General features: G+C 61.9%; 9 protein-coding genes and 1 tRNA gene. 5 read left to right on the top strand and 5 right to left on the bottom strand.

Features of this window, described 5'->3' with window-relative positions; genetic code table 11:
- Nucleotides 1–6 precede the first annotated feature (6 nt).
- The 4 genes from E3U23_RS08585 to rpoB all read right to left on the bottom strand — a co-directional run bounded on the left by E3U23_RS08585 (nucleotide 7) and on the right by rpoB (nucleotide 11,157).
- On the bottom strand, nucleotides 7–2,334 hold the full coding sequence (locus tag E3U23_RS08585; protein ID WP_279350834.1) for a putative bifunctional diguanylate cyclase/phosphodiesterase: 2,328 nt from the start codon (nucleotides 2,332–2,334) through the stop codon (nucleotides 7–9).
- 184 nt (nucleotides 2,335–2,518) lie between these two features.
- Entirely contained in the window at nucleotides 2,519–6,850 is a 4,332-nt protein-coding gene (rpoC, locus tag E3U23_RS08590; protein WP_279350835.1) for a DNA-directed RNA polymerase subunit beta', read from the bottom strand.
- A gap of 40 nt (nucleotides 6,851–6,890) precedes the next feature.
- Nucleotides 6,891–6,968, bottom strand: a tRNA-OTHER gene (locus E3U23_RS08595).
- A 7-nt stretch (nucleotides 6,969–6,975) separates the two neighbouring features.
- Complete coding sequence (gene rpoB, locus E3U23_RS08600; RefSeq protein WP_279350836.1) at nucleotides 6,976–11,157, bottom strand: DNA-directed RNA polymerase subunit beta; 4,182 nt, start codon at nucleotides 11,155–11,157, stop codon at nucleotides 6,976–6,978.
- Nucleotides 11,158–11,449: 292 nt separating this feature from the next.
- On the opposite strand from rpoB, the gene E3U23_RS08605 reads away from it, so the two are divergent.
- The 5 genes from E3U23_RS08605 to rplL all read left to right on the top strand — a co-directional run bounded on the left by E3U23_RS08605 (nucleotide 11,450) and on the right by rplL (nucleotide 14,164).
- Nucleotides 11,450–12,175 carry a hypothetical protein gene (locus tag E3U23_RS08605; RefSeq protein WP_279350837.1) on the top strand — a complete coding sequence of 242 codons (726 nt, stop codon included), beginning with the start codon at nucleotides 11,450–11,452 and terminating at the stop codon, nucleotides 12,173–12,175.
- A gap of 70 nt (nucleotides 12,176–12,245) precedes the next feature.
- Nucleotides 12,246–12,509 (top strand): hypothetical protein, encoded by a 264-nt coding sequence (locus E3U23_RS08610; RefSeq protein WP_279350838.1) that lies wholly within the window; start codon nucleotides 12,246–12,248, stop codon nucleotides 12,507–12,509.
- 118 nt (nucleotides 12,510–12,627) lie between these two features.
- Nucleotides 12,628–12,870 (top strand): hypothetical protein, encoded by a 243-nt coding sequence (locus E3U23_RS08615; RefSeq protein WP_279350839.1) that lies wholly within the window; start codon nucleotides 12,628–12,630, stop codon nucleotides 12,868–12,870.
- Between the two features lie 323 nt (nucleotides 12,871–13,193).
- On the top strand, nucleotides 13,194–13,709 hold the full coding sequence (gene rplJ / locus E3U23_RS08620; RefSeq protein ID WP_279350840.1) for a 50S ribosomal protein L10: 516 nt from the start codon (nucleotides 13,194–13,196) through the stop codon (nucleotides 13,707–13,709).
- Nucleotides 13,710–13,789: 80 nt separating this feature from the next.
- Nucleotides 13,790–14,164 carry a 50S ribosomal protein L7/L12 gene (rplL, locus tag E3U23_RS08625; RefSeq protein WP_279350841.1) on the top strand — a complete coding sequence of 125 codons (375 nt, stop codon included), beginning with the start codon at nucleotides 13,790–13,792 and terminating at the stop codon, nucleotides 14,162–14,164.
- Between the two features lie 86 nt (nucleotides 14,165–14,250).
- Here rplL and E3U23_RS08630 read toward each other — a convergent pair whose 3' ends face one another.
- The gene (locus tag E3U23_RS08630) at nucleotides 14,251–14,985 is read right to left on the bottom strand and encodes a helix-turn-helix domain-containing protein (RefSeq protein WP_279350842.1); all 735 of its coding nucleotides are present in this window, start codon (nucleotides 14,983–14,985) and stop codon (nucleotides 14,251–14,253) included.
- Nucleotides 14,986–15,038 lie beyond the last annotated feature (53 nt).

The following is a 15,038-nucleotide window of genomic DNA, read 5'->3' on the forward strand; positions in this document are numbered from 1 at the left end:
ATTGGTTCAGGCTTTGGCGGGCCGGGAATTGCGCCGGGCGTTGGCTCGTTTTAGCCCATAATCCACTACACCCGTGTGCGATGCGTTCGCGGCAGCGTCTTCTGCCGCGATGAGATCGACGCGGTCGCCCGGTTGGGGCTTGCCCAGATAGAAGCCCTGCGCCTCGCCGATGCCAAGCTTGCGCAAGGCTTCGAGCTGTTCCAGCCGCTCCACGCCCTCGGCGGTGGTCTGCATGCCGAGCGCCGCGGCCAATTGGACAACGCTCGATACGATGGCGCGATTGTCCGCATCGGTATCGACGTTCTCGATAAAATGACGGTCGATCTTGATCCGGTCGAACGGGAAGCGGCGCAGATAGCCGAGCGAGGAATAGCCGGTCCCGAAATCGTCGAGCGCAATCCCGACGCCGATTTCGTGCAGCCGCTCGAGCGTGACGAGATTGCTTTCGCGCGCATCCATCAGGACATGCTCGGTGATCTCGAACTCGACCTGTGCGGGCCGGATGTCGCTCACATGCAGGGCCTGCGCCACGGTTGCCAGAAGGCCGGGATCCTGCACCTGTGTCGGCGACAAATTGATTGAAAGCCGCAGGTCGGATGCGCGCATCGACATTTCGTGCAGCGCCTGCCGGATGACCCAGGCACCGATCGGTACGATCAGGCCGGTCGTTTCCGCTACCGGCAGGAAATTGGCCGGCGATACGAGGCCGCGGCGCGGATGGTGCCAGCGAAGCAAGGCTTCGAGCGCGGTCACCCGCCCGGTTTCGAGGCAGACGATGGGCTGGTAATGCAGCTTGAACTCGTTGTTCTCCAGCGCATCGGCCAGATCCGCCTCGATCTCGCGGCGTGCACGGGCCGACCGGTCGAGCTGCGTTTCGAACATGGCGAAACTGTCCCGCCCCTTCGACTTGGCAGCATACAGCGCCAGATCGGCGCGGCGCATGAATTCCTCGGCATCGCATTCGCCATCGGCGCAGCGTGCCACGCCAATGCTTGTGGATATGCGATAGGTCTGGCCATCTATGGTATACGGTTCGCGGATGGCGGCAAGAAAGCGGTGGGCTCGCTCGATCAGCAGGCTGTCCCCCGCCCGGGTCGCCATGCTGACCGCAAATTCGTCTCCGCCGAGCCGCGCGACCATATCGTTGCTGCGTACCTCGCCCTTCAACCGCTCACCGACTTGCTTAAGCAGCTGATCGCCGACCTGGTGACCGCGCGTATCGTTGATCGCCTTGAAGTCGTCGAGGTCGAGATAGAATAGCGCACAGTTGCCGCCGTGTTCGGCGGTGGGCAGCAGACTCTCGCGCAAGTTCTCGTTGAACAGGTGCCGGTTCGCGAGGCCCGTCAAATTGTCGTAATGGGCCATGAAGGCCACGCGTTCCTGGTTCCGCCGGTCGGCCGTGATATCGCGCGCAACACCGCTGAAACTGCCATCGGCCCGAGGCCGTGCGGAGATACGCCATTCCCGGGTCGTGTCGCCTGCGTTCACGCCGACCACCAGGTCACGGACGGTTTCGCCCTTTCCGAAGGCGGTCATCAAATTATCGTAGGCTGTATCCTTGACCAGCAGATCGGCAAGAAAGGTTGCCTCGAGTTCATGGGGATCGCGGCCACAGGCTTCGCCGAAGCGCTCGCCTATATCCCGCAACCGGCCTTCCCCATCGACCGTCCAGAGCCAGTCCGACGATTGCTCCTCATAGTCGTTGAGAAGCATGCGAACGGTCTCCGCAGCCTTTTCCCGATCGGTCTCCGTGCGCACGGTCTCGACGAGATCGCGCTCCATCCGGGCGACCGCCGTGACGAGGGTAGCCGCGTAAATTGCCAGCAATAGCTGGACGGGATGGGAGGAGAAACCGAGCGACATGGCCGCACCTGCGCCCAGCGCAATGGTCAGCATGGCGATATGGAAATAGGCCAGAAAGGGCACGGCCCGATGGATCAGGAGAACGCCGACGAAGATCGCGGTTCCGACGATCGCGATTACCGGGATTTCGATCCCGCGCGCGATGATGGACAGGCCGAGCAGGCCCGCTGCCCAGACGAGACTGGCAAGGGCAAGGAATATCCGTCCGACGTGTAGCGGTTGGGCAGGGTCGGAGCCGGGCGGGATCGGGCGGAGAAGTCCGCGAAGGCCGCTTAACGAAACAGCGGCATTGGTTAGTCCCCACAGGGCGACCGGGCCGAAATAATCGGAATTGCGAAAGGCGATGAGCAGGACGAGGATCGAAGCAATCGAGGAGGCGACGGTAAGCGGCGCGCCGCGTGCAAGGATATCGAGCCTGTGCGCCGTTAACGGATCCCCAGCCTCGGCGTTATCGGCCTGTCGCTTCGTCATTCACGTCCCCCGTCACCCTTCCCCTGGATGATCTTACGGATGCTCTAATCAAATATCTGGGGAAAAGTATACAGTTTCCTCAAATGTTGGAACGGGGTGGAAATACGGGTTGCCGGAGGACCACATGAAAAGCCCCGCCGGATCGCTCCGACGGGGCCAATCTTAGCGCCGCTTAGACTTCGGCTTATTCGCCGTCGGCAGCGCCTTCGTTCAGGTATTCGCCTGCATCGGCATCGGTGCCGTGCGTTTCGCCTTCCATCCGGCCGAGCGGATCGTCACCGATCGCCGCAGCGCTATCCTGCGCCAGTTCGGCTTCGTGCTCTTCCTCCGCCGTCTGCGCGGCGACGATGGCTTCCTGGGCCTTCTTCCATTGAGCGCGCAGGGCAGCGTCGCGGCTGGAGGCGGTGATGCGCATGCGGTTCATGCCCGCGCCGGTTCCGGCGGGGATGAGACGGCCCACGATCACGTTTTCCTTCAGACCGACCAGCGTGTCCTTCTTGCCCTCGACCGCCGCCTGCGTGAGCACGCGCGTGGTTTCCTGGAACGAGGCGGCCGAGATGAACGAACGCGTCTGGAGCGAGGCCTTGGTGATGCCGAGCAGGATCGGGTTGCCCTTCGCAGGCTCCTTGTTCCGGCCTAGCTTCGCATTGGTCTCGTTCAGCTCTTCCAGATCGACCTGTTCGCCCGGCAGCAGCACGGTATCGCCGCTATCGGTGATCTCGACCTTTTGCAGCATCTGGCGAACGATCGTTTCGATGTGCTTGTCGTTGATCTTCACGCCCTGCAGTCGGTACACTTCCTGGATCTCGGTGCAGAGATACTCGGCCAGCGCCTCGACCCCCAGAACATCGAGAATGTCGTGCGGGTTGGGCGAGCCCGAAATGAGCGTATCGCCCTTCTTGACGAAGTCGCCCTCCTGCACGTCGATGATCTTGGTCTTCGGGATCAGGTACTCGACCGGATCGCCCTCTTCCGGAACGATCGCGATCTTGCGCTTGGCCTTGTATTCGCGGACGAATTCGATCTTGCCGGAAATCTTGGCGATGATCGCATTGTCCTTCGGCACGCGGGCCTCAAACAGTTCGGCAACACGCGGCAGACCGCCGGTGATGTCGCGCGTTTTGGCGGCTTCGCGCGAAGCACGGGCGAGGATGTCCCCCGCCTCGACCTGCTGACCGTCCTCGACCGACAGGGCCGTGCCGGGCGCGAGGAGGTAGCGCGCGGCTTCCGTCTCGTCGCTCTGGCCTTCGCCTAGCAGGGTAAGGCGCGGACGCAGATCGTCCTTCTTCTTGCGGCCTGCAGTACGGATTTCCGTCACCACACGCTGCGCGATACCGGTCGCATCGTCGACCCGCTCTTCCATCGAAGTACCGTCGATCAGGTCCTGATAGCGCACGGTACCGCTGGTTTCGGTGATGATCGGCAGCGAGAACGGATCCCATTCCGCCAGCCGGTCGCCTTCCTTAACCTTCTCGCCATCCTTGTGCATCAGCACCGTACCGTAAGGCACCTTGTGGATTTCGCGCTCGCGGCCCTCGGCATCGATCACCGCCAGTTCGCCATTGCGCGCAAGCGAGAGGATGCGGCCCTTCTTGTCGGTGATGGTGGGCATGTCGCGATATACGACCTTGCCGTCCGATACCGCTTCCAAGTGGCTCGTCTCGTTGAGCTGCGCCGCACCGCCGATGTGGAAGGTCCGCATCGTCAGCTGCGTGCCCGGCTCCCCGATCGACTGAGCGGCGATAACGCCAACCGCTTCGCCGATATTGACCGGAGTACCGCGGGCAAGGTCGCGGCCGTAGCAGGTCGCACAGACGCCCTGCTTGGCTTCGCAAACCAGCGGCGAACGGATCTTGGCGACCTGTACTTCGGCCTCCTCGATCAGCTTCACCAGCGGCTCGTCGATCAGCGTACCGGCCTTCGCGATGACCTCGTCGGTCGCTGCGTTCTTGATATCCTCGGCCACGGTACGGCCCAGGATACGCTCGCCGAGCGAGGCGATCACGCTGCCGCCCTGCACGATTGCACGCATTTCGAGCGCGTTGTCGGTCTTGCAGTTCTCCTCGACGATGACGCAGTCCTGCGACACGTCGACGAGACGGCGGGTGAGGTACCCCGAGTTCGCCGTCTTCAACGCCGTATCCGCGAGACCCTTGCGGGCGCCGTGGGTGGAGTTGAAGTATTCGAGGACGTTCAGGCCTTCCTTGAAGTTCGAGATGATCGGGTTCTCGATGATCTCGCCCGAAGGCTTGGCCATGAGGCCGCGCATACCGGCGAGCTGCTTCATCTGCGCGGGGCTACCACGCGCACCGGAGTGGCTCATCATGAAGATCGAGTTGATCTCGGCCTGCTTGCCGTCCTTGTCGATCGGGCGGGCCTTGATCTCTTCCATCATGGCATCGGCCACCTTGTCGCCGCACTGGCTCCAGGCGTCGATGACCTTGTTGTACTTTTCCTGCTGCGTGATCAGCCCGTCCTGATACTGCTGCTCGTAATCGGCGACGAGGCTCTTGGTTTCCTCGACCATGCCTTCCTTCGATTCCGGAATGATCATGTCGTCCTTGCCGAACGAGATGCCGGCCTTGAACGCGTGGCGGAAGCCCAGAGTCATGATGGCGTCGGCAAACAGCACCGTGTCCTTCTGGCCGGTGTGGCGATAGACCTCGTCGATCACGTCGGCGATGTCCTTCTTCGTCAACAGACGGTTGACGATGTCGAACGGCACCTTGTGGTTCTTGGGTAGGCATTCGCCGATCAGCATGCGGCCGGCGGTCGTCTCGAAGCGCTGCATCGAGATGTTGCCCTTCTCGTCGGCCTGCGGAACGCGGGCGAGGATCTTGGTGTGGAGCGAAACCTGCTTCGTCTCCAGCGCCTGATGCACCTCAGCCATGTCGGAGAACATGGGCAGCTTCTCGTGCTCGTTGCCGTCGTCGTCCTTGACGAATTCGGGCGTCTTTTCCTGCCGTTCCATCGACAGGTAATAGAGACCCAGAACCATGTCCTGCGAAGGCACGATGATCGGCTTGCCGTTGGCGGGTGAGAGGATGTTGTTGGTCGACATCATCAGCACGCGCGCTTCCAGCTGCGCCTCGAGGCTCAGCGGAACGTGAACGGCCATCTGGTCACCGTCGAAGTCGGCATTGAACGCGGCGCAAACCAGCGGGTGAAGCTGGATGGCCTTGCCCTCGATCAGCACGGGCTCGAACGCCTGGATGCCGAGCCGGTGCAGCGTCGGCGCGCGGTTGAGGAGGACCGGGTGTTCGCGAATGACTTCATCCAGGATATCCCAGACTTCCTTGCGCTCCTTCTCGACCCACTTCTTCGCCTGCTTGAGGGTCATGGAAAGACCCTTGGCGTCGAGGCGGGCGTAGATGAACGGCTTGAACAGCTCGAGCGCCATCTTCTTCGGCAGGCCGCACTGGTGCAACTTAAGTTCCGGGCCGGTCACGATGACCGAACGACCCGAATAGTCGACGCGCTTGCCGAGCAGGTTCTGACGGAAGCGGCCCTGCTTGCCCTTGAGCATGTCGGAGAGCGACTTCAGCGGACGCTTGTTCGCGCCCGTGATCACGCGGCCGCGCCGGCCGTTATCGAACAGCGCGTCGACGGCTTCCTGCAGCATGCGCTTTTCGTTGCGGACGATGATGTCCGGCGCGCGCAGTTCCATGAGGCGCTTCAACCGGTTGTTGCGGTTGATGACGCGGCGATAGAGGTCATTGAGGTCGGACGTCGCGAACCGGCCGCCATCGAGCGGGACGAGCGGACGCAGCTCCGGCGGGATGACCGGCACGACTTCGAGGATCATCCATTCCGGACGGTTGCCGGACTCAATGAAGCTTTCGACGACCTTCAGGCGCTTGATGATCTTGGCGGGCTTGAGCTTCGACTTGGTGGTCGCGAGCTCTTCCAGAAGATCCTCTTTCTCCTGTTCGAGATCGAGGTCCATCAGCATGAACTTGACCGCTTCCGCGCCGATGCCGGCGCTGAACGCATCTTCGCCGTACTCGTCCTGCGCTTCGAGCAGTTCGTCCTCGCTAAGCAGCTGGAACTTCTCTAGTGGGGTCAGGCCCGGCTCGGTGACGATGTAGCTTTCGAAATACAGCACGCGCTCAAGCTGTTTGAGCTGCATGTCAAGCAGCAGGCCGATGCGGCTCGGCAACGACTTCAGGAACCAGATATGCGCGACCGGAGCGGCCAGCTCGATGTGGCCCATGCGCTCGCGGCGGACCTTGGTCACGGTGACTTCGACGCCGCACTTCTCGCAGACGACGCCCTTGTACTTCATGCGCTTGTACTTGCCGCACAGGCATTCGTAGTCCTTCACCGGACCGAAGATGCGCGCGCAGAACAACCCGTCACGCTCGGGCTTGAACGTGCGGTAGTTGATCGTTTCCGGCTTTTTGATCTCGCCGAAGGACCACGAGCGGATGCGCTCGGGGCTGGCGATGCCGATCTGGATCTCGTCGAAGGTTTCGGGCTTCGCGAGCTGGTTGGTGAATTTGGTCAGTTCGTTCATTTTTTTGATTCCCTTGAGGGAGAAATTTCAAGCAGCGTGCTGGTCGGTCGACGGCGGGATTTGAACCCGCAACCTCGTCCACTCCGACGTCTGTCTACCAATTCCAGCACGCCGACCGATAAAGCTTACTCCGCCGCGATCGCCAGACCGTCGTCGTCCTCATCTTCGGCGAGGTCCTTTAGTTCGACGTTCAGGCCGAGGCTGCGCATTTCCTTGACGAGCACGTTGAAGCTCTCCGGAATACCCGCCTCGAACGTATCGTCGCCCTTGACGATGGCTTCGTAGACCTTGGTCCGCCCGATCACGTCGTCCGACTTCACGGTGAGGATTTCCTGCAAGGTGTACGCCGCGCCGTAGGCCTGGAGCGCCCAGACCTCCATCTCGCCGAAGCGCTGGCCGCCGAACTGCGCCTTACCGCCCAGCGGCTGCTGGGTGACGAGGCTGTAGGGGCCGATCGAACGCGCGTGGATCTTGTCGTCGACCAAGTGGTGCAGCTTGAGCATGTAGATGATGCCCACGGTCACCTTGCGGTCGAACGCCTCGCCGGTGCGCCCGTCGTAAAGGACGCTCTGGCCCGATCCGTCGAGCCCGGCCTTTTCGAGCTCGACCGTCACGTCGCCTTCGCGCGCGCCGTCGAACACCGGGGTGCCCATCGGAACGCCCGTGCGCAGGTTACCGGCCAATTCCACGATCTCTTCGGTCGAGCGACCGTCGATCGCGCCGTGATACTGCTCGCCGTAAGCATCCTTAAGCCGTTCGATCACGGCTTCGGGCGGCTTGGCGTTGGCGTAATCCTCGGCTGCATTCGGATTGGCGTCGCGCCAGTCCTCGAGCGCGCCCGCAATCTGGTGGCCCAGATTGCGCGCTGCCATGCCAAGATGGGTCTCGAAGATCTGCCCGACATTCATGCGGCTCGGCACGCCTAGCGGGTTGAGCACGAGATCGACCGGCGTCCCGTCTTCGAGGAACGGCATGTCCTCGATCGGAAGGATGCGGCTGATGACGCCCTTGTTCCCGTGACGACCGGCCATCTTGTCGCCCGGCTGCAGCTTGCGCTTCACCGCGACGAAGACCTTGACCATCTTGAGTACGCCCGGCGCGAGTTCGTCGCCCCGTTCCAGCTTCTCCCGGCGATCTTCGAACTTGTCGTCGATGATCTTCACGGCTTCGTCGTATTGCGACTTCACCGCCTCGATCTGCTGCTGCCGGTTGTCGTCCGCCACGGCGAACTTGAACCATTCGTGCCGATCGATGCCGTCGAGCACCTCGTCGGTGATTTCGCTGCCCTTCTTCACGCCCTTGGGCGCAGCCGACGCGGTCTGGCCGGTCAGCATGTCGCGCAGGCGATTGTAGGTCGCACGGTTGAGGATCGCGCGCTCGTCGGCGGCGTCCTTGCGCAGGCGCTCGATCTCGTCGTTCTGGATCGCACGGGTACGGTCGTCGATCTCGATGCCGTGGCGGTTGAACACCCGCACCTCGACAACCGTGCCGGCGACGCCCGGCGGCAGGCGAAGCGAGGTGTCGCGCACATCGCTCGCCTTTTCGCCGAAGATCGCGCGCAGGAGCTTTTCTTCCGGCGTCATCGGGCTTTCGCCCTTCGGCGTGATCTTGCCTGCCAGGATATCGCCCGGATGCACTTCGGCGCCGATATAGACGATGCCCGCCTCGTCGAGGTTGCGCAGCGCTTCCTCGCCGACATTGGGAATGTCGCGGGTAATGTCTTCCGGCCCAAGCTTCGTGTCGCGCGCCATCACTTCGAATTCCTCGATGTGGATCGAGGTGAAGACGTCGTCCTTCACGATGCGTTCGGAGATGAGGATCGAGTCCTCGTAGTTATACCCGTTCCAGGGCATGAACGCGACAAGGCTGTTGCGGCCCAGCGCCAGTTCGCCGAGATCGGTCGAGGGACCGTCGGCGATGACGTCGCCCGGCTCCACCGTCTCGCCCACCTTCACCAGCGGACGCTGGTTGATGCAGGTGTTCTGGTTGGAGCGCTGGAACTTCTGCAGCGTGTAGATGTCAACGCCAGACTGGCCGGCCTCGACGTCGCCGATCGCACGGATCACGATACGGGTGGCGTCCACCTGGTCGACGATGCCGCCGCGCTTCGCGGTGATCGCCGCGCCGGAATCGCGCGCCACGGTTTCTTCCATGCCCGTGCCGACGAACGGCGCCTCGGCCTTCACCAGCGGCACGGCCTGACGCTGCATGTTCGAACCCATCAGCGCGCGGTTGGCGTCATCGTTTTCCAGGAACGGAATAAGCGAGGCGGCGACCGAGACGAGCTGCTTGGGGCTGACGTCCATCAGCGTGATCTGCTCGCGCGGAGCCATCAGGTTGTCGCCATTGTGGCGGGCCGACACGAGTTCTTCCACGAAGCTGCCGTCCTCGGTCAGCTCGGCGGAAGCCTGCGCCACGGTGTGCTTCTGTTCTTCCATCGCGGACAGGTAGATCACGTCGCTAGTGACCTTGCCGTCCTTGATCTGGCGGTACGGCGTTTCGATGAAGCCATACTTGTTGACCCGCGCAAACGTGCTGAGCGAGTTGATCAGGCCAATGTTCGGGCCTTCCGGCGTTTCGATCGGGCAGATGCGGCCGTAGTGCGTCGGGTGAACGTCGCGGACTTCGAAGCCGGCACGCTCACGCGTCAAGCCGCCCGGGCCGAGTGCGGAGACGCGGCGCTTGTGGGTGACTTCCGAAAGCGGGTTGGTCTGGTCCATGAACTGCGAGAGCTGGCTGGAGCCGAAGAACTCGCGCACCGCAGCCACGGCGGGCTTCGCATTGATGAGATCGTTCGGCATCACGGTGCTCACGTCGACCGAGCTCATCCGCTCCTTCACGGCGCGCTCCATGCGCAGCAGGCCAACGCGGTACTGGTTTTCAAGCAGCTCGCCGACCGAACGGACACGGCGGTTGCCGAGATTATCGATATCGTCGACTTCGCCCTTGCCGTCCTTCAGATCGACCAGCTCCTTCACTACGGCAAGAATATCTTCCTTGCGCAGCGTGGTGACGGTGTCTTCAGCGTCGAGGTCGAGGCGCATATTGAGCTTCACGCGGCCGACGGCGGACAGGTCGTAGCGCTCGCTATCGAAGAACAGGCCTTCGAACAGCGCTTCGGCGGTTTCCTTGGTCGGCGGTTCGCCGGGGCGCATGACCTTGTAGATGGCCTCGAGGCCCTCGTCGCGGTTCTCCGCCTTGTCGACCTGGAGCGTGTTGCGCATCCAGGCGCCAGTGTTGATGTGATCGATGTCGAGCAGCTCGAGCGCGTCGATGCCGGCATTGTCGAGTACTTCGAGGTTCTCGGCCGAGACTTCCTCGCCCGCTTCGATGTAGATGCGACCGGTGCCTTCGTCGATCATGTCGTGCGCGGCATAGCGGCCGAAGATTTCCTCGGTCGGCAACAGCAAGGTTTCGAGACCGTCCTTGGCCGCCTTGTTCGCGGCACGCGGGCTGATCTTGTGACCAGCAGCGAACACTTCCTCGCCCGTCTTCGCATCCACGAGCGGGAAGGCCGGCTTCTGGCCACGCCAGTTTTCCGGCACGAACGGGATCTGCCACCCGTCCTTCGCGCGGTTCCAGGTCACGGTGTCGTAGAAGTGGTCGAGAATGTCTTCGCTATCGAGGCCGAGCCCGAACAGCAGCGAGGTGACCGGCAGCTTGCGCTTACGATCGATGCGGACGTTGACGATGTCCTTCGCGTCGAACTCGAAATCGAGCCAGCTGCCGCGATACGGAATGATGCGCGCCGCGAACAGCAGCTTGCCGGAGCTGTGCGTCTTGCCGCGGTCATGGTCGAACAGGACACCCGGCGAACGGTGCATCTGCGATACGATGACGCGCTCGGTGCCGTTGATGACGAAGGTGCCGTTCTCGGTCATGAGCGGCATGTCGCCCATGTACACGTCCTGCTCCTTGATATCGAGGACGGAGCGGGTTTCGGTTTCCTGATCCACTTCGAACACGATGAGGCGCAGCGTGACCTTCATCGGCGCGGCGTAGGTAATCCCGCGCTGACGGCACTCGACGATGTCGTATTTCGGCGGTTCAAGTTCGTAATGCACGAAATCGAGTTCGGCCGTACCGGCGAAGTCGCGCAACGGGAAGACCGAGCGCAGCGTCTTTTCCAGACCCGAGACGTACCCCGTTTCCTTGTCGGAACGCAGGAATTGCTCGTAGCTTTCGCGCTGCACCTCGATGAGATTGGGCATGTCGACGACTTCGTGAATGTCGCCGAAGATCTTGCGGATGCGGCGCTTCGCCGTGCCCGAAGCCATTTCGCGGGGTGCCTTAGCCTTGGTAGCCATGAAGGAGCTGTGCCTCTTTTTATCGTGTGCTGCGTGCCCGACCTGCCGGACGAGGCAGTGGGGCGAAATTTTGTCTCATGCGCGTGAGAACCTTATCCGACGCAGAAAAGCTGCAGCGAATGCACACCGGTAGCGGAGGCAGCTGCAGCTCGTAAAAAGCGTCGCGATATGGAAACGCCGCTTCCATCCTGTACCCGGTCCCCGCGCATGGACCGGATTCGCTCGAAGCGTGCGGTTGCGATGCATGTAGGATTGTGGGCAGGGAAAGTCAAACGACATGCGGGAGGAAAGGGTGGCGCAACAAACCGACCGGGCGAAGCGAGTTCGCTTGGGCTCAGCCCTCACCTACACCCTTGGACGCAGCTTCGCCTTCGTCGCGCGATTCCCGGTGCTGACCGCTCTCCTGTTCCTCGTCCAACTGGGCCGGCATTTCGCAGAGGCCATGGTCCGGGAGGAAACCGCACTCTCGCTCGTCTCCCTGCTAGCGGCGCTCACCTTGACCCTGCCCGCCTATCCGATGGTGCGCTGGCTGCATTCGGGCGGAGACCGAACCTACGCGCGCCGATTGGAGACGAAAGCCGTCGCCTGTTTCGCATTGGTGATGGCATTGCAGGCCGTGTTCCATGCGCTGGCGCTGTTCGTCTGGACGCGGGGGCCTATGGCGGTCGGCTTTGCGGGGTTCGGCCTCTTGTTCGTTCCTTTGATCGTGCGCTTCCTGGTCGCGGCGCCGCTCGGCATTCTGATACCGCCACGCGATTCCATGCGGGTCATGGTGCGCGATTATGGGTTCGCACTGGCCTTCACGATCTTCGCCCCTCTACCGCTCTTGTGCCTGCAATTCTTACTCGATTGGATCGCCAGTGAGACGACATCGGAAAACTTGCACTGGATTTTGTTCGCCGCTGAAGCCGCCGCGACCGTTGCCCTCGCCCTGGTCACGATCATGTCGCAATATGTTGTCGCAACGCGCCCTGCCCCTCTAGCCCCCGTTTCCAAACAAAATGAGGGCGCCGTATAGAATGTGTTTGCATCATAGCGAGAATGAGGCCATTTTATGGCGGCCATATTGAGGCACAAAGGAATCACTCATGAAAAAGTTTGCTCTTCTCGCTCTCCCGCTCGCTCTCGGCGTCGTCGCTTGCGACAACTCGGCCGAAACCGAAGCCACCGATCCGATGGCGACCGACACGATGGCTGCCGATCCGATGGCCGCTGATCCGATGGCGACCGATACGATGGCTGCTGATCCGATGGCGACCGACACGATGGCCGCCGATCCGATGGCGACCGAAGGTGCGATGACCGACGACACGATGACCGAAGACAACACCATGACCGACAGCGAAATGTAATCGGTTTGGCGGGGCCGTCTGGTCTTGCCGTACGTGTAATTCGCGAAACAAGGGGTCCGTCGCTGATGCGGCGGGCCCTTTTTCTTTACCCGTTCATCCGAACGCAGGAGTACGACCCATGAAACCGTCCTTCCCGATCCTCAGCCTCGCCCTGGCATTCTCGCTTGCCGCATGCGGCGGTCAGTCCGAAAGCGTCACCGTCGAAGAGGAAGATGCCGCCATGCCGATGGACGGCGGCGGCGACCAGGCCGAACAATACGGCGAGGTGGTTGCCGAAGAAGCGGCCGCCGGTGAAGCGACGCAGGATACCGCCGAGCCGGGCGATATGGAGACGGTCGAGTCCGAAGACACCGGCATGTAAACCCTACGGGTCGAGCCTTGACTCGGCCTGTGATTGCTTTAGAGGCTCGCCCCGACCGGTAGCCGGTTCGCTCTGTGCGATCCGGCATGCCGTTCGACCGTCCAAGACAGCTGGTGGCAGGGATTTGGTCCTGCCTTAATTTCCGGCCTAGACGGGGAAATGAGATTTTTCGGGCAGCCCCGCTGCCCTTCGCGCTGATTGCGCACCTCCTTCCCTGATCGACGGACTCGCTCGTATGCGGAGCCTTGCGGCTCCGCGTGCGGACACATGGAGCCGGCCGTATCGGGAGCCATCCCGGCGCGGCCATAGTGAAGGAGTATGGCATGGATCGTTCGCAGAAAACCGATGCGGTCGCCCAGCTCAACGACGTCTTCAACCAGGCGGGCGTGGTGGTTGTCACCCGCAACCTGGGCCTTTCGGTCGCGCAATCGACCGAACTGCGTTCGAAGATGCGGGAAGCCGGTGCGTCCTACAAGGTTGCGAAGAACCGTCTCGCCAAGCTCGCCCTGAAGGACACCGACTACGAGGGGCTCGACGAGTTCCTCACCGGTCCGACCGCTCTCGGATATTCCGAGGATCCGGTCGCCGCGGCGAAAGCCGTGGTGGACTTCGCCAAGACCACCGACAAACTCGAAATCGTCGGTGGATCGATGGGCGCGCAGAAGCTCGACGAAGCAGGGGTGAGGTCGCTGGCCTCGATGCCCAGCCTCGACGAACTTCGTGGCACGATCGTGGGTCTGGTCAACGCGCCGGCGACGAAAGTCGTCCGCACGATCAACGAAGCCCCGTCGATGCTTGCCCGCGTCTTTGCCGCCTACGGCGCCAAGGAAGCGGCATAAGCCGAGACCATTCGCACGAAGCACGAATTCATCGGGGCCGCATTCGGTGCACCCCGGCCTAGTTACTGGAGTGAAATATCATGGCAGACATCGCCAAGCTTGTTGAAGAACTTTCCAAACTGACCGTCATGGAAGCCGCCGAGCTCGCCAAGGCGCTTGAAGAAGAGTGGGGCGTTTCCGCCGCCGCTGCCGTCGCAGTTGCCGGCCCCGCCGGTGGCGGCGATGCCCCGGCCGCCGAAGAGAAGGACGAATTCGACGTCATCCTCACCGGCGACGGCGGCAAGAAGATCCAAGTCATCAAGGAAGTCCGCGCGATCACCGGTCTCGGCCTGACCGAAGCCAAGGCGCTCGTCGAAGGCGCGCCGAAGCCGCTCAAGGAAGGCGTGAACAAGGCGGAAGCCGAAGAAGTGAAGGGCAAGATCGAAGCCGCCGGCGGTACCGTCGAGCTCAAGTAAGCTTCGTTCGAGCTATCGCTCGCAAACGGAAAAAGGGCGGTGCCTCGCGGCACCGCCCTTTTTTCATGCGTTCGAGCAATCCCGGATCAGCCGAAATCGATGTCGATCGAAACCTTATCCGTCGATACGCCGGCGAGCTCTGCGATAGTAGAACGACTATGTGCTATCGTTTCCGCCAGGTTCGCCGTCTCTTGCGAACCAAGGCCTGCTTCTCCGTCACCGATGCCGAACAGAAGATAGGATTCACTGACGTTGAGTACGCTAGCCAGATTAGCGAGTGCCTTCTGACGCGGGCGCACGCGCTCGGTTTCCCATTTCCACAGCGTCGGCTTCGTCACACCGGTAGCGGCGGCAAGACCGACCATCGAATAACGGGAGGCCATTCGAAGCCGCTTGAGGCGCTGGCCGAAAGTTTCGTCGTTCATTTGCTGAGGCTGTGTTGGCTTCTTACTTTCGCTGATGGGTCGGCTTCGCAGTTCGATCGCACTCAATTCCGCCTTGGTAAGCTTTTGCGCGAAGCGGCAGCCGTAAAGATCTTCCGAAGTCCAGACGATTTGCGCTTCGCGCTCGCCTGCCTCGGGCAGCACGACCATCAGACCTTCTTCGATTGAGAGCCGGGCATCCGTCTGCAGCAACATGCCGCTTGCCGAAATATTCAACACTTCGACACGAGGGCCGACCTGTTCCTGTATTGCAGTAGTAGTAAGAGCGAGCGTACGACGCGGTTCGCCGCGTCTCGTTTGGGTATCCAGCGGTCGATCCAATTTGCCGACGGCGATCACACCGAATTTCGATTGCCCCGGGGGGCCCGCTGATACCATGTAAATTTTCCCACCATGTTAAATAATGTCAAAAGCTAAACATTGAGTTCCGG

Source organism: Erythrobacter litoralis (assembly GCF_029760855.1).
GTDB lineage: Bacteria > Pseudomonadota > Alphaproteobacteria > Sphingomonadales > Sphingomonadaceae > Qipengyuania > Qipengyuania litoralis_A.

Coding starts and splice junctions, on each gene's coding strand:
- rplJ (WP_279350840.1), top strand. CDS start 13,194: ATGGATCGTTCGCAGAAAACCGATGCGGTCGCCCAGCTCAACGACGTC.
- E3U23_RS08630 (WP_279350842.1), bottom strand. CDS start 14,985: ATGGTATCAGCGGGCCCCCCGGGGCAATCGAAATTCGGTGTGATCGCC.
- rpoC (WP_279350835.1), bottom strand. CDS start 6,850: ATGAACGAACTGACCAAATTCACCAACCAGCTCGCGAAGCCCGAAACC.
- rpoB (WP_279350836.1), bottom strand. CDS start 11,157: ATGGCTACCAAGGCTAAGGCACCCCGCGAAATGGCTTCGGGCACGGCG.
- E3U23_RS08610 (WP_279350838.1), top strand. CDS start 12,246: ATGAAAAAGTTTGCTCTTCTCGCTCTCCCGCTCGCTCTCGGCGTCGTC.
- E3U23_RS08615 (WP_279350839.1), top strand. CDS start 12,628: ATGAAACCGTCCTTCCCGATCCTCAGCCTCGCCCTGGCATTCTCGCTT.
- rplL (WP_279350841.1), top strand. CDS start 13,790: ATGGCAGACATCGCCAAGCTTGTTGAAGAACTTTCCAAACTGACCGTC.
- E3U23_RS08585 (WP_279350834.1), bottom strand. CDS start 2,334: ATGACGAAGCGACAGGCCGATAACGCCGAGGCTGGGGATCCGTTAACG.